The organism is Bacteroidota bacterium (genome assembly GCA_016715425.1).
GTDB lineage: Bacteria > Bacteroidota > Bacteroidia > Chitinophagales > BACL12 > JADKAC01.
Genome location: JADKAC010000007.1, coordinates 112774 through 138208, shown reverse-complemented (window position 1 = coordinate 138208; position 25435 = coordinate 112774). Strand labels below are relative to the sequence as shown.

Annotated in this window: 20 protein-coding genes; 13 read left to right on the top strand and 7 right to left on the bottom strand. The window is 33.6% G+C overall.

The features are described from left to right. Positions 1-40: 40 nt before the first annotated feature. Positions 41-1315 carry a hypothetical protein gene (locus IPN31_12840; GenBank protein MBK8682759.1) on the bottom strand — a complete coding sequence of 425 codons (1275 nt, stop codon included), beginning with the start codon at positions 1313-1315 and terminating at the stop codon, positions 41-43. Between the two features lie 44 nt (positions 1316-1359). On the opposite strand from IPN31_12840, the gene IPN31_12835 reads away from it, so the two are divergent. Continuing rightward, positions 1360-1941, top strand: coding sequence for a tetratricopeptide repeat protein (locus IPN31_12835; GenBank protein ID MBK8682758.1), 582 nt, complete (start codon positions 1360-1362; stop codon positions 1939-1941). On the opposite strand, the gene folP is transcribed toward IPN31_12835, so the two are convergent. Next, the gene (gene folP / locus IPN31_12830; GenBank protein MBK8682757.1) at positions 1942-2778 is read right to left on the bottom strand and encodes a dihydropteroate synthase; all 837 of its coding nucleotides are present in this window, start codon (positions 2776-2778) and stop codon (positions 1942-1944) included. It lies immediately after the preceding gene. A gap of 52 nt (positions 2779-2830) precedes the next feature. Here folP and IPN31_12825 point away from each other — a divergent pair, with 52 nt between their 5' ends. From IPN31_12825 to IPN31_12810, 4 genes are read left to right on the top strand one after another with little or no spacing between them, the layout of a single operon-like run. After that, on the top strand, positions 2831-3391 hold the full coding sequence (locus IPN31_12825; GenBank protein MBK8682756.1) for a DUF1599 domain-containing protein: 561 nt from the start codon (positions 2831-2833) through the stop codon (positions 3389-3391). Then, positions 3391-5058: a DoxX family membrane protein gene (locus tag IPN31_12820; protein ID MBK8682755.1), complete on the top strand. Its 1668-nt coding sequence runs from the start codon at positions 3391-3393 to the stop codon at positions 5056-5058. Before IPN31_12825 ends, IPN31_12820 begins: the two co-directional genes overlap by 1 nt. 7 nt (positions 5059-5065) lie before the next feature. Further along, positions 5066-6151: an ABC transporter permease gene (locus tag IPN31_12815; protein MBK8682754.1), complete on the top strand. Its 1086-nt coding sequence runs from the start codon at positions 5066-5068 to the stop codon at positions 6149-6151. Between the two features lie 5 nt (positions 6152-6156). Then, positions 6157-6681, top strand: coding sequence for a shikimate kinase (locus IPN31_12810; protein MBK8682753.1), 525 nt, complete (start codon positions 6157-6159; stop codon positions 6679-6681). On the opposite strand, the gene IPN31_12805 is transcribed toward IPN31_12810, so the two are convergent. Further along, complete coding sequence (locus IPN31_12805) at positions 6669-7184, bottom strand: phosphoribosyltransferase (GenBank protein ID MBK8682752.1); 516 nt, start codon at positions 7182-7184, stop codon at positions 6669-6671. The two genes, IPN31_12810 and IPN31_12805, sit on opposite strands and share 13 nt — an antisense overlap. A 1-nt stretch (position 7185) precedes the next feature. Then, positions 7186-9651 carry a S8 family serine peptidase gene (locus tag IPN31_12800; GenBank protein MBK8682751.1) on the bottom strand — a complete coding sequence of 822 codons (2466 nt, stop codon included), beginning with the start codon at positions 9649-9651 and terminating at the stop codon, positions 7186-7188. Between the two features lie 67 nt (positions 9652-9718). Here IPN31_12800 and IPN31_12795 point away from each other — a divergent pair, with 67 nt between their 5' ends. The 6 genes from IPN31_12795 to IPN31_12770 all read left to right on the top strand — a co-directional run bounded on the left by IPN31_12795 (position 9719) and on the right by IPN31_12770 (position 21090). Continuing rightward, positions 9719-11035, top strand: coding sequence for a (Fe-S)-binding protein (locus tag IPN31_12795; protein ID MBK8682750.1), 1317 nt, complete (start codon positions 9719-9721; stop codon positions 11033-11035). Between the two features lie 89 nt (positions 11036-11124). Continuing rightward, the gene (locus IPN31_12790) at positions 11125-12345 is read left to right on the top strand and encodes a T9SS type A sorting domain-containing protein (GenBank protein ID MBK8682749.1); all 1221 of its coding nucleotides are present in this window, start codon (positions 11125-11127) and stop codon (positions 12343-12345) included. 610 nt (positions 12346-12955) lie between these two features. After that, entirely contained in the window at positions 12956-16945 is a 3990-nt protein-coding gene (locus IPN31_12785; protein MBK8682748.1) for a T9SS type A sorting domain-containing protein, read from the top strand. Continuing rightward, the gene (locus tag IPN31_12780) at positions 16942-18210 is read left to right on the top strand and encodes a T9SS type A sorting domain-containing protein (GenBank protein ID MBK8682747.1); all 1269 of its coding nucleotides are present in this window, start codon (positions 16942-16944) and stop codon (positions 18208-18210) included. The genes IPN31_12785 and IPN31_12780 overlap by 4 nt, the downstream gene beginning before the upstream one ends. Before the next feature lie 189 nt (positions 18211-18399). Beyond that, positions 18400-19653, top strand: a complete 1254-nt coding sequence (locus tag IPN31_12775) for a T9SS type A sorting domain-containing protein (GenBank protein ID MBK8682746.1) — start codon at positions 18400-18402, stop codon at positions 19651-19653. 180 nt (positions 19654-19833) lie between these two features. Continuing rightward, positions 19834-21090 (top strand): T9SS type A sorting domain-containing protein, encoded by a 1257-nt coding sequence (locus IPN31_12770; GenBank protein MBK8682745.1) that lies wholly within the window; start codon positions 19834-19836, stop codon positions 21088-21090. Between the two features lie 120 nt (positions 21091-21210). Here IPN31_12770 and IPN31_12765 read toward each other — a convergent pair whose 3' ends face one another. Continuing rightward, positions 21211-21660, bottom strand: a complete 450-nt coding sequence (locus tag IPN31_12765; protein ID MBK8682744.1) for a hypothetical protein — start codon at positions 21658-21660, stop codon at positions 21211-21213. 138 nt (positions 21661-21798) lie between these two features. Beyond that, positions 21799-22248, bottom strand: a complete 450-nt coding sequence (locus IPN31_12760) for a hypothetical protein (GenBank protein MBK8682743.1) — start codon at positions 22246-22248, stop codon at positions 21799-21801. A 504-nt stretch (positions 22249-22752) separates the two neighbouring features. Here IPN31_12760 and IPN31_12755 point away from each other — a divergent pair. Both IPN31_12755 and IPN31_12750 read left to right on the top strand, forming a co-directional pair. Continuing rightward, complete coding sequence (locus tag IPN31_12755) at positions 22753-23586, top strand: (Fe-S)-binding protein (protein ID MBK8682742.1); 834 nt, start codon at positions 22753-22755, stop codon at positions 23584-23586. Positions 23587-23588: 2 nt separating this feature from the next. Further along, positions 23589-24068 (top strand): hypothetical protein, encoded by a 480-nt coding sequence (locus IPN31_12750; GenBank protein MBK8682741.1) that lies wholly within the window; start codon positions 23589-23591, stop codon positions 24066-24068. Here the strand turns inward: IPN31_12750 and IPN31_12745 are convergent. Further along, a complete protein-coding gene (locus IPN31_12745) occupies positions 24065-25354 on the bottom strand; it encodes a lamin tail domain-containing protein (GenBank protein MBK8682740.1) in 1290 nt (429 codons plus the stop codon). The genes IPN31_12750 and IPN31_12745 overlap by 4 nt on opposite strands. Positions 25355-25435 lie beyond the last annotated feature (81 nt).

Genomic DNA, 25435 nt, shown 5'->3' with positions numbered 1-25435 from the left:
GAAATAATCATAATGAAGAGAGGCAGATGTCTCTCTTTTTTTATTGTATTAACCAAACGAAATTACGTGCATGTTCAATATATCCTCCATTGCCCCAAATAACTTCTCCTGCAACATTGAGTTTTTTGCTTTTCCAGATTTCAATGCCTTCCCATTCATCACCACAACGATTAGTAACTATGCCACCATCCAGAATTAATTTTCCTGTAGGTTTAATAATAATTTTTGCACCTACCGGAAGTGATACCTGACATTGAATAGTTAATGTAGCTCCTTCTTGAATTTCAATATCACCTAATAGATCACGACCCTGATTAAACACCACATTATCATCACGTTTAATTAAAGTTTTTTTATCCCAATGATATTCACACCAATCTTCTATTAGCACTTGTCGTTGCAGTGAATTTTCTTTCCAGAAATTATAATGCACTCTACCTAACTGACAAGGCGTAAGCGCACAAGTGCAAGTATTATAATCCATCACGTTATTGCTGTTTACTCCATCGCATGGTGGATCATAAGCTCCATAACATCCTGGATTTAGCGGTGTGTCATCACAGCCATCGTTTCCTCTCCATGTATGATTTAATCCTAATGAATGCCCGATTTCATGATTTAATAATCCGCCATACATACCGGTTCCTTTATTAAATGTGCCCCCTTCATTGTCATAAAATGTGGTGTAGTTATTATAATAGCCACCAAACATTTTTACATTATGTCCAAAAGAAATTCCGCCGGCAGTTACATTATAATTTGGATTTAACCGTATGCTATCAGGATGATGTTCAATCAAGTAAACGTTTATAATACTGTCATCACCTACCGAATATTTAAACACATATTTTTCATTTTGAGAATACAATCCCGAAGGTTTATTTTTTATAAAATAACAAGCAGAATCATCTCGATGAATATAAATGCCATCTTCACCGGTTTCCGGATTTCCCTGCAATACATAGCGATATTGGGTTTGTAACACAGCGGTATTATTCCCAACCGGTAAATTCATTTTTTCATTATTTGCTAATTTGTTATTTGCCGATTCAATTAATTCGGGAATATATTTTTTGGCTTGTGCTTCATTGAAATTTCCTTCGCCATTTGAGTCTTGTATAATATGAAAATTCACCCTGATATAACGTATCGAAGTATATTGATCCGGCCCGTAATTATCAGATAGATTACATTCAGACTGAGCCTTTGTCAATTCATATTTAAGTACATCAGTCTCATTGATAAAATATTTTTCATAACGTGGTGAACATGCGAAAGTGAATAAACAAATAATACAGACGATATAAATTCTCATTGTGATAATGGTTAATTAAATTTGCCGACTAAAATAAACGATTAATGATGAAGTTCGAAAAATATTTGATTGTAGTGTTCGCTTTTTCAACCCTACTAATTGCTTGTACCAATAAAGAAAAGTCAAGGCAACACATTTCAGATATGCAAATTCAGGTGGATAGTATGTTGGCAGTTGCAGAGGTGTTAAGCCCCGAACAGAAGGCTAAAGTGGATGAATTGATTAAGGAGTATGTAGCCTATTCAGAGAAATATCCTGAAGATTCTTTAGGTGCTGCATATTTATTTGAATCAGCAAGATTAAATGCACGCAAACCTGATTTTCAAGCTGCTATTGAAATGTTTAGAAAAGTAGTTGATAAATATCCCGCTGATGATCTTGCACCAAAAAGTTTATTATCTATAGGTGGCATTTATGACGTTACGCTGAATGATTATCCAAAAGCTGAAGTAGCATATAAGGAATTATTAGAGAAATATCCATTACAAGCTCAGGAATATGGTATTGATATCGTTTTAAAAACTTTGGGAAAAAGCCCGGATGAAATATTAAGAGAGTTGCAGGCAGCAAGCGGAGATTCTTCGGATATATCTAATTTGCAAACGGAAGAAAATAAAAATCAGTAATTAATTAGAAGCACCTGCATTACTAAATGCAGAAACAATTTGCAACACTTCTTTTGCTTCTTTTACATCATGTACTCTGATAATATTTACTTTATTAAATAGCAGTAAAGCATTTAAAGCAGTAGTACCATTTAACGCCTTTTCGGGATTTACTTTTAACAATTTACAAATCATTGATTTGCGGCTGATGCCTGCTAAAATTGGTTTACCCAATAACTGAAACTGTTTAATATTGGATGCCAATGCATAATTATCTTCGGTGTTTTTTCCAAAGCCAAATCCCGGATCAATAATTACATCGTAAGTATTCAACGAATGCAATAGTTGTAATTTTTCAATAAAAAAAGTAAATACCTCTTCTACCACATTTTCATAAACCGGTTTATCCTGCATTGTTGAAGGAAGGCCCTTCATGTGCATCAAAATATAAGGAACATTCAATGCAGCAACTGTATCTAATAGTGTTGTATCAATTGCACCTGCAGAAATATCATTGATAATATCTGCTCCGTGATGCACTGCTTCTTCCGCCACTTTTGCATGTACAGTATCAATTGAAAGCCATGTTTGCGGAAATGTTTTTTTTATTTTTTCCACCACAGGAATTACACGTTTTAATTCAGTATCTACATCAATAATTTTTGCTCCCGGCCGGGTACTCATTCCACCCACATCAATGATGTCAGCACCATCTGTAAGCATTGTTTCCACTGTGTGTAATATATCGCTCAACGATTCAAATTTTTCACTTCTATAAAATGAATCCGGAGTTACGTTTAGTATTCCCATAATGCGAGGTGTGGAAAAATCCATGATTCTTTCACATGAGCGCAACATGGTAAGCGCTGGGAAATATGTAGTTTTGGCGTGCATATTTTTTGTGAAAATAATGAATCCTATATCAAGTCAAACAAGTGCTCAATACGATGAAGTAATTGAAACTTGCCGTGCTATATTCCAAAAAAAAATAAAGGACTACGGTACTTCCTGGAGAATATTACGGACAGAATCACTTACAGACCAAATATTTATTAAAGCTCAACGCATTAAAACAATTGAGCAGAATGCAACCCGCAAAGTAAATGATACTGTGGTGGATGAATTTATTGGTATTATTAATTACGCAATTATTGCATTGATTCAAATGGAACTCACCGATAAAGATCCAATGTCAATGGAAGAAAATAAAACCATTGCATTATATAATCATCAGGTGCAACGAATTAAAACATTGATGGAAGATAAAAATCATGATTATGGTGAAGCATGGAGAGATATGCGTATCACCAGTTTTACTGATTTGATACTGATGAAATTATTGCGTATAAAACAAATAGAAGAAAATGATGGAAAAACACTCATATCAGAAGGCGTGGATTCCCATTATTCAGATATGGTGAATTACAGTGTATTCGCATTGATTAAACTTAAAGAAAAAGGACAGTTATAATGAATAAAGTATTGTTCCCGACAAGCAGAATTTTAGTTGGATGTTTATTTATTTTTTCAGGTTTAATAAAGGCAAATGATCCGGTTGGTTTTGCCATTAAATTGGAAGAATATTATGAATTGTTTGCTAATGCAGGTAATGCTTTTTTATTCTTCAAATCAGATTTTATAATTAATACGGTTGTGTTTCAGGCTTCTTTGATTTGTATAGTGGAAGTGGCGTTGGGTATTGCATTACTCCTCGGTTTATCAGGCAGATTAGTTGCGTGGCTGTTGCTGTTAATGATATTATTTTTTACTTGGTTAACAGGATATTCTGCAATTACCGGAAAAGTAACAGACTGCGGATGTTTCGGCGATGCTATTCCGCTTACTCCATGGCAATCATTTTATAAAGATCTGGTGTTGACTTTTCTCATTCTAATTATTTTTTACAACAGAGAAAAAATAAAGACTCTGATTCCAAAAGTTCCTGCTTTTGCATTATTTCTGGCTGCTACAATCTTTACCACATGGGTTGCAGTTACGGCAATTCGTCATGATGTATTTAAAGATTTTAGACCTTATGCCATTGGAAATAATATTGAAGAGTTAATGCAAATTCCTGCAGATTCTAAAAAAGGAATTGTACAAATGACGTATGCTTATCAATCAAAAGAATCAGGTAAAATTGAGAAAGTAAAAATTAGATCTGATAAAAATGATTACAGTGTGTTAACCGAATATGCAGATACCACAAAATGGAGTTTTGTGGAAAGAACAGATAAAGTAATTGAAAAAGGATTTATACCAAAGATTGTTGATTTTGCGGTAATTGATCTGGATGAAAATGATGTAACCGAAAAAATTCTGAATGAAGATGACTATATGTTTATGATTGTAAGTGCTGATTTATCCAAAACAAATAGAGAAGTATGGCAATCTATAAATACCTTGCAAAAAGCAGCAGAAGGAGATGGGATTTTTACATTTGGTTTTGTTTCAGCATCGGCAGATGATATTGAAGCTTTCCGACATGCAAATCAAACTGCATTTCCATTTTATAAAGGTGATTATAAAGTTACACTCACAATTATGCGGGTGAATCCCGGAATTGTATTATTAAAAAATGGAACTGTAATAGATAAATGGGCATGGCGTGATTTACCAAACTATCAGTATATTAAAGCAAAATATTTTAATGAGAGACAACCCGGAGAAATTACTTTTACCACGGATAGTAAAGTTGAATTATTTACAGAGGGAGAGTCCGTTATCGATAAAATTGATGGCAGCATGGAGCCTTATAATGAATTCTTTTTAGTGGATGCCGATGGCAATGATGTAACACTTAACGTTTTTAGCGATTCATTGCCGGTGTATATGTTTATCGTAAATGATCTCACACAACTTTCGCAAGATGTTTTTGGAAAACTATTGCCATTAATGCAAGAGTTATCTGCAAATGGAAATAAGTTTTTTGTTGTCAGTCAAAGTGATTTCGCATTATTAAATCAAATGAAAGAAGCAACTAAATTGGATTACACAAATTTAAATTGCGATGGAGAAGTGCTGATGAAAATAGTACCGGAAAATACCGGATTGGTAATTCTCAATTACGGAGAAGTAGTAGCTAAATATTCACAAAGTAATTTACCTGAGCCGGGAAATTTCAGAATACCTCAATAAGATTATCTTGATACATTTTATCAAACAACGGTTAGTGAGTGGATTATTTGTTTTATTCGGTGTGGTTGTCCTGGTATTTTTTATTTTTCAATTAGTGCGTTTTAATCCTGCGTATGCTGTAGCCGGTGAATCAGCAAGCGAAGAAACTATTCGCAATATTTCAAAAGAATTGGGTTTGGATAAACCGGTGCTTACTCAATTTGGTGTGTACATAAATAATCTCTTGCCACTTTCAATACATAATAATCAAGATACAGAAAGTGCTATTTATTTTGATGATACTAAATATCATTATATCCAATTATTTGTTATCGGCAATTACAATATCATTTTAAAAAGACCTTATCTCGGCCGTTCATTTCAAACCAACAGAAGTGTAGCTTCTTTACTTTGGGAGCGCATTCCAAGTACTTTAATTCTTGCTGTTGCTGCAATGGTATTGGCAACTGTAACAGGAATTATATTGGGTGTAATCGCAGCAATAAAACCACATTCATTAACGGATAAAATTTGTACTGCCGGTTCTGTTTTGGGAATTGCATTACCTTCTTTTTTTGCAGCTATTGTTTTGCAATTAGTATTTGCATATTTACTTGCAGGTATAACAGGGTTTAAAATGACTGGAAATTTATTTGTAGCTGATTCTTATTCAGGCAAAGAATTTTTATCAATTCGCAATTTAATATTACCTGCAATTGCTTTGGGCATACGGCCTATTGCGGTGATAACTCAAATTACAAGAAGTAGTATGCTGGATGTATTACATGCAGATTATATTCGAACTGCGTATGCAAAAGGTTTAGCTCAACGCATTGTTGTTTTTAAACATGGATTGCGCAATGCCTTAATTCCGGTAGTAACTTCTGTAACAGGTTGGTTTGCTTCCTTGCTTACAGGTGCCTTTTTTATTGAAGTAGTTTTTAATTATAATGGTTTGGGATTTGAAACCATAAATGCAATTAAAACAAAAGATATTCCGGTGGCAATGGGTGCTGTTTTATTTACTGCAACTATTTTTGTGGTGGTGAATTTACTTACCGATATCTTGTATAGCGTAGTAGATCCAAGAGTGAAATTGCAATCATCCAAATAAAAAATATGCGTATTTATTTAGTGGGATTTATGGGCAGTGGAAAAACTAAAAACGGTAAAATACTTGCTGCAAAAACGGGTATGCAATTTATAGATCTGGATGATTTAATTACGCAACTTGAAAATAAATCTATTGCCGAAATCTTTGCTGCAAACGGAGAAGATTATTTCAGAACATTGGAAACACAAATACTTTTATCTACTCAATCTTTTGAAAATGCAATAATATCCTGCGGGGGAGGAACACCTTGTTTTAATAATAATATGCAATGGATTTTGGAAAATGGAAATTGTATTTATCTGACAGCACCTATTGAAATTTTATTTGGCAGATTAAAAGAAAAACAAAGCAAAAGACCTTTGTTAAAAAATTTTACTGATGATGAATTACGGCAATATATTGAAAGTAAAATTGAAGAGCGCAAACCATTTTATAACATGGCACCTGCAATTGTGGATACATCTCATTCTGATAAAGAAAAACAACTGTTGAAATTAGTGAAGCGCTGGAAAAATGATCAACTCAAATAAATACCTTCCTCACCTTCTTTGCTTATAATTACTGTGATATGTTCCTGCAAAGTTGTGCTTAATGATAAGCCAACAAAGTCCGGTTGAATAGGAAATTTTTTATGTGTTCTTTCCACCAACACTGCTATCTGAATTTTATGCGGAGCTAATTCAAGAAAGGGTTTTATAGCATGAATTAATGTTCTTCCGGAATTAGAAACATCATCTACCAATACAATTACTTTATCCTGTACATCTTCCTTGCTCAACGAAATTTTTGCAGGACTTTCTGATGGATTATTTTTATTCACATCAATATGACTCAATTTTATTTTTCCTGGAATAATATGTTCTAAAGCATCATAAATTTTAAATGCCAAAGCATACCCTTCTGAGTTGCGCCCGATACCTGCAATAATAATTTCATCCTCATCATAATTGTCTTCTGCAATCTGATATGCAATGCGTTTTATTTTCTGCTGCATCTGCTCCTTCGTGAAAATTAAAGTATAACTGTCATTCATATTAATGGTTGATTACAATTGATTTTTGAAATTGTTGATTATTGATTTGAATTACAAGTATATAAAATCCCGAAGGAATATTTTCAATTGAAAAAGTAAAATCAGAATTTTCAATCATTTTACTTGTAATGAAAACACATTTTCCTAATGCATCATACATTTGCAAATCAAGATTTCCCTGAGGTAAGTTTTCCAGCGTAAAGTATGTATTGGCGGGATTTGGAAACACTTTTATATCTGCGACTGCATACCTTAATGTTGGTGTTGAAAATAATAATACTGAAGACCATTCAGACACTCCAAACTCTTCACAAAATGCACGCACCTGACATTGATATCCATTGCCGGGAGTTAAAAAATTAAAATTGATAATGTGAGATGTCAATTTATGCTTATACATATTCCCAGTAGAATATTCCTTTATTTTAACTTGATATCCTGATGCATTTGGAATTAAATCCCAATGTAATTGAGCACTTGTGGGAGTAATATTATCTACCTCAACATTTACAGGTGCATTTAAATAATTTTCGGCTTCGCAACCCCAACTACCTGTAAGTGTACGGAATGCATTTGCCTTGCCATAGCCCCATGCATTATTTGGTAATTCATCACCTGTGAATTCATCTTGCTTTGCATTTTTAAGAATTGCATTTTTTACTTCTTGCCAGTTTGCATTCGGATTCTTTTGGAAATATAAAGCCGCAATTCCTGTTACAACAGGCGAAGCGAATGATGTTCCATTTTGTAAATAATGCATGCCGTCAGGAGATATATTATTTGCAGCACCTAAACTTATTAACCAATCAGTAAGTACCGTTGATCCCGTTGTCAAAACCATAGAACCCGTTGCCGTAATATCCGGCTTAATACGATTATCTCTTGTAGGTCCAAAACTTGAAGTTGCAGCTAAATCATTTGCAAAATAGGGAAGCGTAATATTTTCTCCATAATAATTTGTCATCGTATCTCTGTTCACATAACTACCTACTGAAATAACTTTATTACTGCATTGCCAATAGCCAACAATATTCTGAGTGAAGTCCGGAAATTTATAATGAATTATATCCGGCAACATAATATCCGCAGGCAAATCTGTAATAACATAATTGGAATATCCGGTGTAAGTTTCTGTTGAATAGATATCAAATTTTCCATTGCCATGTGTTGTAAATCTCCAGTAATAATTTGTGTATGCAGGCACAATTACAACTTCTAAAAAGTAAGTACCATTTAAAGATTGGATATAGGTTTTTATATTGCCAATAAAAGTTACGCCATCATACAAATCATAATTAGTTGAATCAATATTTCCATCTGGAAGATTATAATCATTCATCACATTATAATCCGGAGAAGCGCCACGAAAAATCCATCCTGTAGGATTATCAGCACCAATAGAAAAATATACATTGTTAAAATCCGCAGTATCTGCAAATGCCTGAAAATAAATTGCATTGGTATAACTCAATTTTTTAAACCAGGTAAAATGTGCGGTATCAGAAACAGTATAACCCAAATGAATTTGTGCATTACCACCATTACCTGCCGCAGCCACCAAAGCCCTTCCCGGAGTTTCGGTAATTAAATTATTTATTGCTTTTGTTGTTAAATCTTTTCCATCATGTGAGCCATCATAACTTCCAAAACTTGTATTGATTACACAAGGCTTTCCGAGTTCCGCCGCTTTTTGATAGATATATGCAATAGCATCTACAGTACGAGAAAAATAATCATCATTAAAATCAAGCGCAACTAAAATTAAATCTGCATTAGGTGCAACACCATGAAATTTATTTGCCGCATTTCCACTCGAAGCAGCAACGCCTGTAACACCGCTGCCGTGACTATACCAATAGTTATAATCAATATGCGGACATGTTCCATCGGCAATTGAAATACTATCACATTCAATTCCATAACCATAATCATCAGGTGCAGGAAATACATTGGATAGTGTTTGATCCCACAAATATTTTATTCGTGTATTTCCAAATGCATCTGTAAAATCCGGATGATCAAAATCGAAAGGTGCATCAATAATTCCTATCACCACACCGGTTCCATCATACGATTGATCTAATGGCCAGGTTCCATTATAAGCAGAGTCCACATTGTTTTGAATTACCATCACATCATTTAATAAATGCATTTTGGATTTCGGGCAATCAATAAGAGATACAAAAGACAAGTTGCGCAATTCATTTATAGTTGCAGTATTTAATTCAGCAGAAATAATATCTCCGCTTACAAATTTTATTTTCAATTGTTTTGATTGCAGATATTGTTGAATCGCATTTGGCTCACCCTGAATTAAAACCGGCAATAATACATCCGGATTGCGTTGGGTTTTTAATTCTTTATTTAATGCTAAGGTGATAGGGCTAATTTTAGTTTGTTGTGCATGCAGGCTTGTTGCTAAAATCAGCAGCATCCACATTGTACAAATATTGAAACTAGTTTTCATAACATTAAAATTGTGTTTACAGTCTTAAAATTAAGTGTAAATTAGCGACTGTTCAGGTTGCACAACTATGCATATACTTCCACAAATAATTTTCCTGTTGGCTTTCGGAGCCACCTGCTTTTTTGCCTTCAGGCGTTACAGCGCAATTCGCAGAAATATTTTATTAGGCAGAGATGAAGATTTAAGTGATAATAAAACCCGACGCATTGGCAATATGTTGCTGTTTGCTTTAGGGCAAAAGAAAATGTTCCGCAATTTAATTCCGGCAGTGCTGCACTTTTTTATTTATGCAAGTTTTATAATTGTAAATATTGAAGTGATAGAAATAATTGTGGATGGACTAAGTGGTACACATCGTTTTTTTGCACCTTATCTCGGCGGTTTTTATCCATTTATGATAAGTGTTATTGAAATACTTTCTGCACTTGCTTTCATAGCGACTTTAATTTTTTTATGGCGAAGAAATATTATTAAAGTAAAACGATTTACTCAAAGTGAAATGAAGGGATGGCCGTTTAAAGATGCCAATCTGATTTTGATATTTGAATTAATTCTGGTTACTGCAATACTTACGATGAATGCGGCAGATTATCAATTGCAAAGTATGGGAGCTGTACATTATTCAGCTACCGGTAAATTATTTGTATCTCAATTTACTTCTACATTGTTCAATGGATTTTCTGAATCTGCTTTAATTGGAATTGAACGCACTGCATGGTGGCTGCATATAATTGGTATTTTATTTTTTCTTAACTACATACCTTATTCAAAACATCTGCATATTTTTCTTGCATTCCCCAATAGTTATTTTATGCGATTTAAACCAAAAGGTGAAATTGAAAATATGCCTGTAATTGCCAATGAAGTAAAAACTATGTTGGATCCTTCAGCAACAGTTACAGAAATTATTAATCCACCAAAAACATTTGGCGCAAAAGATATTACTGATCTTACATGGAAGCATTTAATGGATGCATATAGTTGTACGGAATGTGGACGTTGCACTGCGGCTTGTCCTGCAAATCAAACCGGAAAAAAATTATCTCCAAGAAAAATCATGATGGATACCAGAGATAGGGCAGAGGAAGTGGGAAGAAATATAGATAAGCACGGAATGGATTTCACCGACAACAAATCTTTATACGGTGATTATATTACGGCAGAAGAAATCAGAGCATGCACAACTTGCAATGCTTGTGTGGAAGAATGTCCGGTAAATATTAATCCGCTAAGTATAATTATTGAATTGCGACGCTATGCAATCATGGAGTTAAGCGATTCGCCCGAACCATGGACGCAAATGTTTAATAATTTAGAAAACAATTCAGCACCATGGCAATTTAATCCTGCCGACAGATTGAAATGGAAAGATGAAATGAAATAATACATTGTCATCCATATTTTTTTTTATAAAAAATACAATTAAAAAAACTGTGAAGCAATGGCGCCAACATACTTAAAGCTTTTGAAGTTATGATTACTAAATATCAAAAAATATTATTTTGCTTAATAGTAACATTACATTTTCAACTTGTAACTATTGCTCAATGGAATATTATTTATAGTTCAGAAGATGTGTTGACTAGTGTGGATTTTTATAACTCTGAATTTGGAATAATTGGCGGACCTTATAACATATTCTTAACCTATGATGGAGGTGAAACTTGGATTGATAAAAGTGATATCTATGATGTGACGGTTATTAACAAATTAGCAATTATTGATGATACTACTTTAATAGTTGCAACTACTTTACCTACAGGAATACTTGCATCTTCAGATAGTGGTTTAAGTTGGAATTTTATTAATGCGCCTAGTGACGTGGATATTTATAGAGAATTTGAATTTTTTAGTAAAGACACAATTATTTCCCTTTTTGAATATTTCCCCTTTGTGTGTCGCACTTATTCGTTTTTCGATACGCTATCCTGCAATGTTGCTATAAGCCCTTTTTTATTATTTGATATTTCATTTCCAACATCTCAGGTTGGATATGTGTGTGGTCAAGAAGGTATTTATAGAACCTTGGATGGGATTTTAACTTGGGAGCAAGTATTTAATAGTTCTACTACCAAAATACAATTTATAAATCCCACCATTGGATTTGCACTTTATGGAAACGAATTCATAAAAACAGTTGATTATGGAAATAATTGGTCAACAACAGATTTTGCAGAAGAAATAAATCCTATTGATATAGAAGACTTTACAATAGTAGATGATTCAGTATTTTTTATAATAGGAACTGCAGTTGATAAAGGTAAAATCGTTAGCTCTTATAATAATGGAACTGATTGGATAATAAATGATATTCCTACTCAAATAAAGTATTTATTTGATATTGATTGTTTAAATAAGGATACTTGTTATGCTATTGCTTCTTCTTTTATTGAAGGTGTACATATGTATTATTTACTTAAAACAACAAATGGTGGTGGTATTTCAACTTTACATAATCTAAATCCTAATTTCAATTTCACTCTCACCCCCAACCCCGCCACTTCCATTCTTCAAATACAATTATCATTAAAAGAAAATAATTACACCATCCAAACATTTAATTTAGTTGGAGAATTAATGCCTGTAAATTTTCAAAATAATCAAGCAGATATTTCACAACTACCGTCAGGTATTTATTTTACAGAAATAATAACCGAACAGGGAAGAGCGGTGCAGAAATGGGTGAAGATGTAAGTTAGCAATTGACAGTTGACAAATGGACAGTTGACAATGAAAAAAAAACTTAGACTATTGACTTTTGACTATTGACAAAAAAGTGTTTCGGGTTTCAGGTTTCAAATTAAAAAATTATCGTTCGTCTTTGCATTAAAAGGCTATTGGCTTTTGGCGATAACTTTGACTATTGACTATAGACAGTTGACAGTTGACAATGAAAAAACTCATCAACGAAATTCATAATTGATTACTCATCATCACGGATTTTTTTTATTCACTACTCACCACTCACTATTCACTAATAAAAACTCATCACTTATCACTCATTACTGATTTTTTATTCACCATTCACCATTCACTTTTTAATATCTCATCATTGATCACTCATCACTAATTTTTTTATTCACCTTTCACTATTCACTTTTTAATATCTCATCATTGATCACTTATCACTAATTTTTTTATTCACATTTCACTATTCACCACTCACTAATAAAAACTCATCATTGATTACTGATCACTGATTTTTTTATTCACTATTCACCACTCACCATTCACTAAAAACATTTGCATTTCTAAAAATAAAACCTTACACTTGTAAATCCAATCACCTTAAAAACTAACTACCATGAGTAATTTTATACTTAACAAAGTTTTCAGAAACTCGCAACTCGCAACTCGCAACTCGCAACTCGCAACTCGCAACTCGCAACTCGCAACTCGCAACTCGCAACTCGCAACTCGAAAAATTCTCTTATATTTAATACTCTTTCTCATATTTAAAACGGGCGATGTGCAAGGTCAGCAATACATGTATAAAATGTGGGAGCACAGTCAGGGGCTTCCCGATACAGTAAGTTGGATGGCGCATGTGCAGGATAATGATGGTAATACTTTTATTACTGGTAATACATTAGTTGCAGGCGAAAAAGCAAACATCATAACTACAAAATATGATCGCAGTGGCGATGAAATCTGGCAGGTTACTTACAACAGCACTTTTGATGATAACGATTACGGTACAGCAATTACTTTAGATGATGATGGTAATGTTTATGTAGCAGCCGCAAGTTTTATTTCGGCAACAAATCAATACGATTATCGCACAATTAAATATAATAGCACAGGTACATTGCAATGGACAAGTACTTACAATGGCACAGGAAGTTTATATGATATTCCATCCGATATAATAGTTGATGCATCGGATAATGTATATGTTACCGGTGGAAGTTTTGGTAGTGGAACAGGTTGGGACTATGCAACAATAAAATACAACAGCAGTGGTACACAACAATGGGTAAGTCGCTATAATTATAATGGCAATGATGATGCAGCAAGCGGACTTGCAATTAATAATAGTGGCAGAATAGTAGTAACCGGAGGTAGTGCACAAGCAGTAGATAACTGGGATTTTGCAAGTGTAAAATACAATCAGAATACAGGCGTACAATTAGATGTGCAACGCAACACAGCAAGCGGACTTGGTATTGACAGAGTATATGGATTTACTATTGATGGTGATGATAATATTTATCTCACAGGTAGAGCCGCAATAAGTGGACAAGGCTATAATATGCGCACTGTAAAAATGGATAGTTTACTCACGGTGCAATGGAGTAAAACTTACGATGCAGCCAATGGCGATGACGTAGGATATGCAGTACAAGTGGACTTAGCAGGTTATGTATATGTAACCGGAAGTATTACAAATGCAGAAGGCATATTAAATGGATTTACAGTAAAATATAATAGTGCCGGCACCGTCCAATGGTCAGCAATAGAAACAGCAAACAACGGAAGTGATTTAGCAACATGGAATACAGATTTAAGTATCAGTGAAGACAACGATATAGTAATTGCAGGCACAACACATAATGGTGCAAACAGCGATATAATAATGTATATCTATAACAGCGATGGCGAAAAACAATGGACAGAAACATGGAACGGAACAGGTAATGGAGACGACACTCCTTACTTTGTACATGCAGATTTTAATAATCAAATTTATATTGGTGGTAAATCATTTTCAGGTACAAACGATACCTATATATTGGTGCGCTACAAACAAGTAAATTATACCACACCACCCGATGATGATACAGATAAACCAATTCAACTTACATGGTTTGAAAACAAAGGACAAATAATAGATACAGATGAAAATTTAAGAAGCGATATTAAATATTATACACAGCGACATTACCCCGCACTGTATGCAAGTGATGATAGTTTATTTATGGTGTTCAGCCGCATAGATACTAATACAACCACAGACGATACACTTGCAAGAATAGACATTGGATATTACAACAGCAGCAGCACAAAAGAAATACATCATGCTACAAGCAACGGAGGAGAATATTTAAATTATTTTCTTGCACATACAGGAGCACAAGGAATTACAAATGTGCAGCAACATGAAAAATTATACATAACAGAATTATATCCGAAAGTGGATTTAATGTATTACTTCGATAATGCAGGAATAAAATATTATTTGATAATAAAACCCGGATACAGCGCACAACAAAATCCGATACAGATGGTAATAAATGGCGCAACAAAAACAATAAATGCAGATACCACTCTTACACTCACAACCGACATTGGTGAAATAACTTTCCGCACGCCCGATGCATACCAAATAGATGATGATGGAAGCCGTATTGATTTAGGTTGGGACGCCACTTATACAAGTGTGAGTGATAGAATTGGTTTTGGATTGGGTAGTTATACAAGTAGTAAGGTGTTGGTGTTGGAGATAGGGGTGGGGATGTTTTTAGGGGGTGGCGGTGGTTGTGAACCAAATGTAATTTGGGGTACCTACTATCAAGGAGGAGAAAATGAAATACTAAGTGATGTTAAGATTAATAGCAATCCTATTGATTTTGCACTATACATTTCTGGAACTACAACCACTTCTGCATCTGAGTTTCCTTCCGAGTTGATTTTTATGAATGATTTGACGGGAACTGCTTATGATTTGATTATTCAGAAATTTAATTTAAAGGACGAAGACCCAACTTATGATAAATATGAAGGAAAGTGGGCGGTATATGTGGGTGGGTCAGAAAATGAGAATTATTACAATTCAAAAAATTGCCAATTATCAATAGGCAACAATGGTAAATTAATTTATTTTATTGGGCCAACATATAGTGATGATTTGCCTGTATTAGATAATTACACTGGTGATCCAGATAATTTATTCGATAATGACATTAATGCTGATCTTGATGGATGTGTCGGATTACTATCAAGTGAAGGGAATTTGTTATGGCTCTCGTATTTAGGAGGGGCAAGCGGAAATACAACATTGACCCAGATACAAACAAAACCCGAAGGCGGTTTTTTGGTTACTGGATCTTCAAGCGGTGGAACTGATTTTCCATTTTTTGATCCCACCGGAACAATGCCTTATTCTTCATCAGGTAAAAAAGGTTTTATTATAGAAGTTGATCCATATCATCATTTGCAGATGGGTACTTTATTCGGAAGTTCAATCTATGATATAATAAATGATGTTTCAATTAATAACAGTGGTGAGATAGTCATTTGTGGAAATACATCAGGATCATCAATGCCAGTAACTATAGGAGCTTGTGATAATTCTTTTGCAGGTGTAGTTGATGTTTTTATAGCTAAAATTCAGTCTGATGGAACTGATAGAGATTTAGATTGGTGTACTTATTATGGGGGTGCAGGTACTGACAGAGCAAATGCATTAACTATAGATGAAGATAATAATGTATATGTTACAGGAGAGACCTATAATTATGATTTAGCTGCCGAATATAAATTTCCATTGATAGATGCAGGAGAATATTTTGATGATTTATATATAGAAACCTCTGTAGGCGAACATAAAGGATTTATTTTAAAGACAGATATAGATGGAAATTGTGAATGGGCTACTTTATTTGGAGGTGATTCTGAAACTTATTGTAGAGATATAACCTCAGATGGTCAAAATATTTTTATTGTTGGTAACGAAGAAGATGCTGGGGATGATTTTCCTCTTAATCCCTCTGATTATAGTGGTGTTTATTTTGATGACATAGAAGGAGTAAATGGTCATACATCTTTTGTTTCTATGTTTAACAAAAATACAAGTTTACGTTGGTCAACATTTTTAGGTGATGATGCGCACAATGGTGCTGTTGCCGCATCTATAAATCATGAATATCGAGATGAATTATATGTTGTAGGGTTTTTTAGTAATTCTTATTTATATTCTGGTTATTTACCATTATGTGATCCAGGAGAGGACGCCTTTTATGATGAAAGTATTGCGGGTGAATTAAACCATGGATTTATTAATGGATTTGATGTGAACATGTTTGAGGATATTGAAACTCATTTAACTCAAGTAGAAGTAAATTCTTCCTACAATATCTATCCTAATCCTACAGATCACTTGCTTAATGTTTATAAATCAGATAAGGCAATGTTTACGGTTGAAATATATAATTTGATGGGTAAATTGATTTATAGAAATCTCGACTTCTTAAACACTTGTGTAATCAATGTTTCATCATTTTCTTCTGGTACTTATCTTTTGAAAATTACATCAGATACTCAAATTGCTAATTATTTATTTGAAAAATTATGAACAAAATTATTCTATTAATATGTGCGATAATTATTGGCTCGTACTGCTTTGGACAATGGCAATTAATTGAACCGTTGCCAAGTGGTTTTTCAGGGTTTAAAGGAATTCAGTTTGTAAATAATAATACCGGATTTGTTTGTAGTTATAATGGTGTTGGCAAAACCACAGATGCAGGTGAAACTTGGTCATTTAATACGGAGCATATAGGGGATTTTACAGAAGTGCAATTTATTAATCCCGACACTGGTATTATTTGTTGTGATCCGGTAGAAGGAAATGAAATTATGATGACTTTGAATGGAGGAGAAACCTGGACATTTCCAAATGTAGAACCCTATAACTTTACGGTAACTGATGTAGCTTTTTTACCAGATGGAAAAACTTTAATTGTAGATTGCAATTCTGGTGGAATAGTATATCTTCATACTATAAATGATTTGTATTCGGCTTATTCCGGCACACTCCCTATGCTAAATGGAATATATTGTTTTGATATGCAATTTGTAAATCAGGATACAGGATATATTGCTGGATATTTCGATTCTGAAACAGGAGGTGATGGATCGTATACAATACGAACTAACGATGGTGGACTTACATGGAATAATTCATTAGAAATTGACGGACCTGATCTTGGTATTTCATTTCCTTCTTCTAAAACTGGATATGGATTTTCTAATAATTATCATTTATGGAAAACTAATAACTATGCTGACACTTGGGAAGAACTTCCCTGGATATTTAATGAAGATATACCTGGGTTTACATTTACTAAAGTTTACTTTTTTAATGATTCGGTTGGATTTGTAATTACACAAAATGGCGAACCAGATCATTATGAAGTTTTAAGAACAATAAATGCAGGTGTTAGTTGGGATACAACGCTATTTGAAACTTCGGAATATGACAATACTTGGTTTCTTGATCTTTTTTGTACCAGTAGCGATACTTGTTATTTAACATCAACTTCTGGAATTTTTAAAACAACAAATGGTGCGGGTTTACCAGTTTTGCCTTTATCTATATATGATGGAGAAATTAACTCTTTCACTCTCACTCCCAACCCCGCCACTTCCATTCTTAATCTACAATTAGCATTAAAAGAAAATAATTACACCATCCAAACATTTAATTTAGTTGGAGAATTAATGCCAGTAAATTTTCAAAACAATCAAGCAGATATTTCTCACCTACCACCCGGAATTTATTTTACAGAAGTAATAACCGAACAGGGTAGGGCAGTGCAGAAATGGGTGAAGATGTAAAATGAAATTATGAAGGAATTTGCAAATTATAAATCAATAACCACCGCAACGTCCCCAAGCTGCGCAAGGGAGACGTTGCGGGAACGGAAAGTAAATCTATTGATATTATTAAATTAAGTGAAGGATTTTATTTAATAAAATTTATAACAGAAGCAGAAATCTTCACAAAATCCTTAATAAAATTGAATTATGAATAAATTATTAATTCTAATTTTTTTTCTGTTAAATTGTTCCTATGGTTTTTGTCAATGGGAACCAGTTTTTCATAGGGAAGGATCTCCTTCTTTTAAAGAATTATTTTTTTTTAATCAAGACACAGGTTTTATAATAACCTATAATAGTCTAATTATTACTTATGATGGTGGTAATAATTGGGAAGAACAATTTATGGATAATGTTTACTTTCAATTTGCGGATGTCGTTTCAGATTCTTCTGCTGTCATTTGTTGCAATTATGAATTTGATAGTCTTTTTGTTACAACAAATAGAGGTATTACCTGGATAAAATACCCAACAAATGTGGAATCATTACTACCCTTAACTGATATAGATTATATCAGTTTGCATAAATCAGTTGCTATTACGGATGATGCTCCTATTTATGTATTTCAAGGTAATTATCCTTATGGAACACTATCAAGTTTTTCATTGATAGAAGCTACAGGTGTAACAAGTGTTATTACTATGGTTAACGAAGACACGGGTTATGTTTGTGGTGAAATAATTGGTTGGGATAATATAGGAACGGTATATAAAACTACTAATGGAGGCTACTCATGGTTTAGTAATGATGATATGTATGGACCTACCTATTTTATGCAATTTACAGATTCAAATACTGGATTTGGCTGGGGTTACGATGGTTTTTGTAGTACAACAAATGGAGGCCTTAATTGGAGTTTCCATGAAATAAATATTGGTATAGTTTATAAATATCGTTATGAAGGGATACAATATTTTATTAACAATTTATCAGGATTTTTATTTGTTTCAGATATTTTGTTTGATGATAGCAGTCTAAGAAGTTTAGCTAAAACAAATGATGGTGGATTGAATTGGTATCGAACTGATTTTAGCTTATCAGATATTGATTTTGGATATCGAGATATATATTGTTTGGATGATGATACCTGCTTCATACTTACTACCAACACAATATATAAATCCGTGAATGCAAGTGCACCGGATTTAACCATAAATATTTTAAATGAAAACCTGATATCATTGCATTTATTTCCCAACCCCGCCACTTCCATTCTTAATCTACAATTATCTCTAAAAGAAAATACATACACAATCCAAACCTTCAATTTAGTAGGAGAATTAATGCCAGTAAATTTTAAAAATAATGAGGCAGATATTTCTCACTTACCACCCGGCATTTATTTTACAGAAGTAATTACCGAAAAAGGCAGGGCGGTGCAGAAATGGGTGAAAATGTAAAATGAAATTATGAAGGCATTTATAAAATATAAATCGTTAACCTCCGCATCGTCCCCAAGCTGCGCAAGGGAGACGATGCGGGAACGGAAAACTTTATAACGCTCTTAATCAATATCCACAGAGATTCACCTAAGGGTGGTAACTCTGTGGGAGCAGAATAACAAAGCAATTCATTAAATTATGAAAATATATATATACCTTCTGCTGACAACATTACTCATTTCATCAGAAGTAAAAAGTCAATGGGAATTTTATCATGAATTTCCGGAATTAAGTAGTAATATTTATGATATTGAAATTGTAAATGAATCAACAATTTTTGTAAGCCGTGAATATCAAATATTTAAAAGTATTGATTTTGGAAATTCATGGATAATGATATATGACACAGCAGGTGCTGATGGAGCTGGTTTTTATGATATTGAATTCTTAAATGAGAATTTTGGATATGTATCAAAAGCTGCAGGCACTGGTGCCTGCCTCGCAACCGAAGATGGTGGAGAAACATGGGAAGCAGTAATACCTGTAGTAGGTGAATATTCGCCTGCAACCAATAATCTTTGCATAGCTGCACCCGGTCATATTTATCTTACAGCAGGTGAAGGATATTATGAAGGGAAAGTTTTATATACTAAAAATAATTTTATTACACTAGAACAAGTGCGTCCGGCAGAGTTGAATTTTTATCAGCAAGTCGCAGATATTGATTGCATAAATGCAGATACTTGTATTGCAATTCATGGTACCCCATACTGTTGTTCAGAAGGAGTCGAAATGGGAGTTTATAAAACTACGAATGGTGGTATTGATTGGGAATTAAAAAAGTTATTATATCAGGGAATGGATATTGAATTTACAAGTTCAAATGTACTTTATACTTTTAATTATGCCAATATAATTAAATCGCTTGATCAAGGAGAAACTTGGGATACTTTAAAAAAACATGTTCCTGGTGGAAGTTTTGAATCTATGAAATTTCTTAATGATTCAGTCGGCTATCTTGCAGAATGGATATACCCTGAGAATAAAGTTTATTTTACAGAAAATGGTGGTGAAACATGGATAGAAAATACAATAGACAGTATGCCAGCAGGAAAAATTACTGCAATTGATTGCTGGAATGTGGATTCTTGTTTTTTTGGTTCAAGCCGTAAACTGTATAAAAATTTTAGCGATCCTGTTTCAATTATGGAAAATGGAAATACATCTAATAGCATTTTTAAAATTTCCCCCAACCCCGCCACTACCATTCTTCAAATACAATTACCATTAAAAGAAAATAATTACACCATCCAAACATTTAATTTAGTGGGAGAATTAATGCCTGTAAATTTTCAAAATAATCAGGCAGATATTTCTCACTTGCCACCCGGCATTTATTTTACAGAAGTAATAACCGAACAAGGTAGGGCAGTGCAGAAATGGGTGAAGATGTAAGCAATTGAAAGTTGACAATGGACAGTTGACAATGAAAAAAAACTCATTACTGATCATATTGGTATTAGTAAAAAACCCCGTTGTTGCGGGGTTTTTATTTTATAGTAGAATTAATCTGAATTAATTATCAGAATTTATTTTACCATTATTATCACAAACCGGGGGACATACTCCGGATGTTTTTCTTGAGGTACTATAAATGGAATTCGTAAGATCATTTCCTGAATCATCCACACCTACAATTACAGAAGCATCGGCACCAGCATCATCTTTTGCAAAATAAATTCTGAAAGAAGCAGCATCGGGATTTTCATTGCGGATAATATCTATTGCATCCAACTGATCTACATCTATTATAGTGCCTTTAAGTATAGCATTTGTTGCCGAAGCACTGCGCATATAATTTTTGACGTATGTATTTGCCTTGGTAATAGAAATAGATTCATTATTTCCCGGAATAGGATTGTATTTGTTTGCACTGATAAAAATAAAGGATACACTTAACACACATAACAGAGAACTTGCAATAGCAAGTCTTTTGTAAAAGGTAATTGTTTTTGACTTTTTCATTAGTTGGTTTTTAATGATTAAATAATTGTTCACGAAATAAATGTAGTATTAATTTTCTTAATTTAAATTACAAGCATTCACAATTAAACTCAACTTTCAAATTGCTTGAATATTAATCTTAGGAAAAACTATTTGACTTTATCTTTCAGAAATAATAGGGCTGATTACATCACACACCGGCGGGCATAATCCTGTGTTGAATCGTTTAGTACAATAAATAGTATTTACTAAATCATTTCCGGCAACATCTACACCTACAATGAGAGAAGCATCTGATCCGGCAGCATCTTTTGCATAATAAATTCTGATGGAATTGAGTGCAGGATTATTAGTGCTGAGAAGTGTAATGGCATTTAACTGTTCTGCACTTATTACCATGCCTTTAAGAACAGTATTGCTTTTTCTCGCATTGCGTATGTAATTTTTAAAGTAAGTATTTGCTGTGGTAATTGAAACAGTTTCAAGATTCCCTGCTTCTTGTGGATACTTATTTGCGCTAATAAAAATAAAGGAAATACATACAACGCATAACAATGAACTTGTAATTGCAAGTCGTTTGTAAAATGTAATGGGGTTTAACTTTTTCATTTGTTGGGTTTTGTTTGTTAAATTATTGTTCACGAAATAAATGTAAGGTTTATTTACCAAAACCTTTGCTCTTTGCGATAAATCCATGTGCCCTTTGAGGTAAAAAAGTGAATAGTGAATAGTGAATAGTGAATAGTGAATAGTGAAAAGTGAATAGTGAATAGTGAATAGTGAATGGTGAGTGGTTAGTGGTGAGTGGTGAGTGGTGAGTGGTGAGTGGTGAGTGGTGAGTGGTGAGTGGTGAGTGGTGAGTGGTGAGTAATGAGTAATGAGTGATCAAAGTTAATGATCAGGGATATGTTTTACTAGATACCCAATACTATTTAAATAAGTAATGAGTAAATGTAAAGACGAAAGATAATTTTGAACTTGAAACCCCGAAATCTGAAACTTTGATTTTTTTTCATTGTCAATTGTCCACTGTCAATTGTCAACTTTTAAACTTTGCGGACTTTGCGGTAAAAAGCCACTACGAAAAAGAGAATTTGTTTAAACCTGAGGAATATGTTTTTACATTTGTATCATTCTAAAAAATGTAATGTGAAGGAAGGATTAAATAATGTTCCGGTATTAGCAGAGTTGTTTGCCGGTGGCGAATCTCCGGAAATTTTATTCTGGGTAGGTTGTGCCGGAAGTTTTGATCAAAGGGCTCAACAAGTAACCGGTGCATTTGTAAAAATATTAAACAGTATCAATATAAAATTTGCAGTACTCGGTACTGAAGAAGGGTGTACCGGTGATCCGGCAAGAAGAGCAGGAAATGAATTTTTATATCAGATGCTGGCGCAAAATAATATTGCTATTTTAAATGGATATGGTATAAAAAAAATTGTAACTACATGTCCGCATTGTTTTAATATTATCAAAAATGAATATCCACAATTAGGTGGTAATTATGAAGTAATACATCATTCGGAATTTCTACAACAATTAATAAATGAAGGCAGATTAAAAGTGCAAGGTGGTGCTTTCACAGGTAAGCGAATTACATATCATGATTCCTGTTATCTCGGCAGAGCAAATGAAATTTATGATGCTCCCCGCCAAGTATTGCAAACATTAGATGCGGAATTAATGGAAATGCGCAGTTGTAAATCCAGAGGATTATGTTGTGGTGCCGGTGGCTCTCAGGTGTTTAAAGAATCTGAATCCGGAAATAAAGAAATAAATGTGGCAAGAACAGAGCAAGCATTGGAAATTAAAGCAGATATTATTGCTTTACCTTGCCCATATTGTAATATCATGATGACAGACGGCGTGAAAAGTTTTGATAAAGAAGATGCAGTTAAAGTATTTGATATTGCCGAACTAATTGCAAAAGGAAATAATTTAATATAGAGATGAATATAGAAGAATTTAGTCCACAATCCAGAGTATGGATTTATCAAAGCGACAGACCTTTTACTGAGGAAGAAATTATTTGGTTGAATAAAGAATTAGAAGTTTTTGTAAATCGTTGGACTTCACATGATCTGCGATTAAATGGATATGGCAAAGTGTTGGAAGACAGATTTATAATTTTAATGGTGGATGAAACACATACCAGCGCAGGCGGATGTTCTATTGATTCTTCCATGATATTTATGAAGAAACTTGCGAATCATTTGCAAGTAGATTTATTCAACAGATTTTTATTTTCATATAAGACAGATGATGGTATTATTACCCATTCTGTTTCTGATGCCGCCTCGCTTTTGCATGATGGACATTTAAATGAAGATACCGAAATATTTAATTGTTTGGTATTTACAAAAGCTGAATTTGATCAGAATTTCAAAACAACATTTGCCAATAGCTGGTTACTGCAATACATAAATTAATTGCGAATTATTTTATGTGTGTATTGTGTTCCGTCGCTTGCAATTAAATGCAATAAATAGATACCACTTGCTAATGTATTGTTCCAAATAACAATGGAATTATCTACTTGAATATCCGTAATTATTCTACCGGAAAAATCAGTGATATAACATTGCTGAATTGTTCCTGCATTTAATCCGGAAAGATCTAAATACAAATAATCAGTGAATGGATTGGGATAAATTTCAATACTATTTTTATTGATATTTTCTGCTTGCAATGTAGGACAAGGAAATGTAAAAGGAATACCGGGTGAGCCAAACGGACAACCTGCAATCCAGTTTTCAGGGATATTTGGATTATCGTTTTCCTCTATAAATTCTAAAGTATAACCATCGCCATCCGCATCAATTGGCCACGGGAGTTTGTCATTATATTTTACTGAGAACTGCAATGTAAAAGCAGCATCATATAACAACACCGCATCACCGCCATTTGATAGTGAAAAAGTAAATTCACCAATCACATTATCTAATCCGGGAAATGCAGTTGTGAGTGCATCTAATGAATCGGAAACCACTAATCTTTCTCCATCATTTAAAATTGTACCGGTGGGAAAAACAAAAATATTATTTTGTTGATCACGGAATTCCCAACCGGATAAATTTATTAAAGCACCACTGCGATTATATAATTCTATCCAATCACCAACTTTAAAAAAAGAAGCGGAGTTATAATTTATTTCACTTATTACTAATGGATAATCACAAGGAAAATACGCCGTACCCGGAGTGCCTCTCACGCAACCTGCAAACCAGTTATCAGGATCATTAGGATCATCATCAAAACTTTTTATTTGAAGCGAAGGTCCCATGCCATCTGCCGCACTTGGCCATGGAAGTGAATCAACATAATTAATTTCTACAATCGGTGTATTAGATGCATCAAGCAATCGTACCTGATCAGATTTATTTCCCAAACCAAAATCAAAACTGCCAATCACATTTGTAACATCGGGATACACCATTAAAAAAGTATCCAAGCTTTGCGCAATTACAAGATATGCACCTGGATCAATTGTAGTGGATGTTGGAATTATAAATGTGTTGTCAATATTTTCATCTTTTAATTTCCATCCTGAAATATTTACAGGCGAATTGCCATAATTATATAACTCCACCCAATCATTCGAATGCGCACTCGTATCGGCATGATACATAAATTCGCTAATGCCAATTGTTTGTGCAGATAAGAAAGTTGTAAATAAAAATAGTGGGGAGAGGATTATAAAAAATATTTGACGCATGTTTTGGAATTAATTTTTTCAAAGATAACAAGTGCATCATGGAGTATTTATCGAAATGCATTTTATAACTGCCTTTAAAAT

Bases quoted from the DNA above. Each gene is read 5' to 3' on its own strand.
- IPN31_12840 (MBK8682759.1), bottom strand. From the start codon at position 1,315: ATGAGAATTTATATCGTCTGTATTATTTGTTTATTCACTTTCGCATGT.
- IPN31_12835 (MBK8682758.1), top strand. From the start codon at position 1,360: ATGATGAAGTTCGAAAAATATTTGATTGTAGTGTTCGCTTTTTCAACC.
- folP (MBK8682757.1), bottom strand. From the start codon at position 2,778: ATGTTGCGCTCATGTGAAAGAATCATGGATTTTTCCACACCTCGCATT.
- IPN31_12825 (MBK8682756.1), top strand. From the start codon at position 2,831: ATGAATCCTATATCAAGTCAAACAAGTGCTCAATACGATGAAGTAATT.
- IPN31_12820 (MBK8682755.1), top strand. From the start codon at position 3,391: ATGAATAAAGTATTGTTCCCGACAAGCAGAATTTTAGTTGGATGTTTA.
- IPN31_12810 (MBK8682753.1), top strand. From the start codon at position 6,157: ATGCGTATTTATTTAGTGGGATTTATGGGCAGTGGAAAAACTAAAAAC.
- IPN31_12805 (MBK8682752.1), bottom strand. From the start codon at position 7,184: ATGAATGACAGTTATACTTTAATTTTCACGAAGGAGCAGATGCAGCAG.
- IPN31_12800 (MBK8682751.1), bottom strand. From the start codon at position 9,651: ATGAAAACTAGTTTCAATATTTGTACAATGTGGATGCTGCTGATTTTA.
- IPN31_12795 (MBK8682750.1), top strand. From the start codon at position 9,719: ATGCATATACTTCCACAAATAATTTTCCTGTTGGCTTTCGGAGCCACC.
- IPN31_12790 (MBK8682749.1), top strand. From the start codon at position 11,125: ATGATTACTAAATATCAAAAAATATTATTTTGCTTAATAGTAACATTA.
- IPN31_12785 (MBK8682748.1), top strand. From the start codon at position 12,956: ATGAGTAATTTTATACTTAACAAAGTTTTCAGAAACTCGCAACTCGCA.
- IPN31_12780 (MBK8682747.1), top strand. From the start codon at position 16,942: ATGAACAAAATTATTCTATTAATATGTGCGATAATTATTGGCTCGTAC.
- IPN31_12775 (MBK8682746.1), top strand. From the start codon at position 18,400: ATGAATAAATTATTAATTCTAATTTTTTTTCTGTTAAATTGTTCCTAT.
- IPN31_12770 (MBK8682745.1), top strand. From the start codon at position 19,834: ATGAAAATATATATATACCTTCTGCTGACAACATTACTCATTTCATCA.
- IPN31_12765 (MBK8682744.1), bottom strand. From the start codon at position 21,660: ATGAAAAAGTCAAAAACAATTACCTTTTACAAAAGACTTGCTATTGCA.
- IPN31_12760 (MBK8682743.1), bottom strand. From the start codon at position 22,248: ATGAAAAAGTTAAACCCCATTACATTTTACAAACGACTTGCAATTACA.
- IPN31_12755 (MBK8682742.1), top strand. From the start codon at position 22,753: ATGTTTTTACATTTGTATCATTCTAAAAAATGTAATGTGAAGGAAGGA.
- IPN31_12750 (MBK8682741.1), top strand. From the start codon at position 23,589: ATGAATATAGAAGAATTTAGTCCACAATCCAGAGTATGGATTTATCAA.
- IPN31_12745 (MBK8682740.1), bottom strand. From the start codon at position 25,354: ATGCGTCAAATATTTTTTATAATCCTCTCCCCACTATTTTTATTTACA.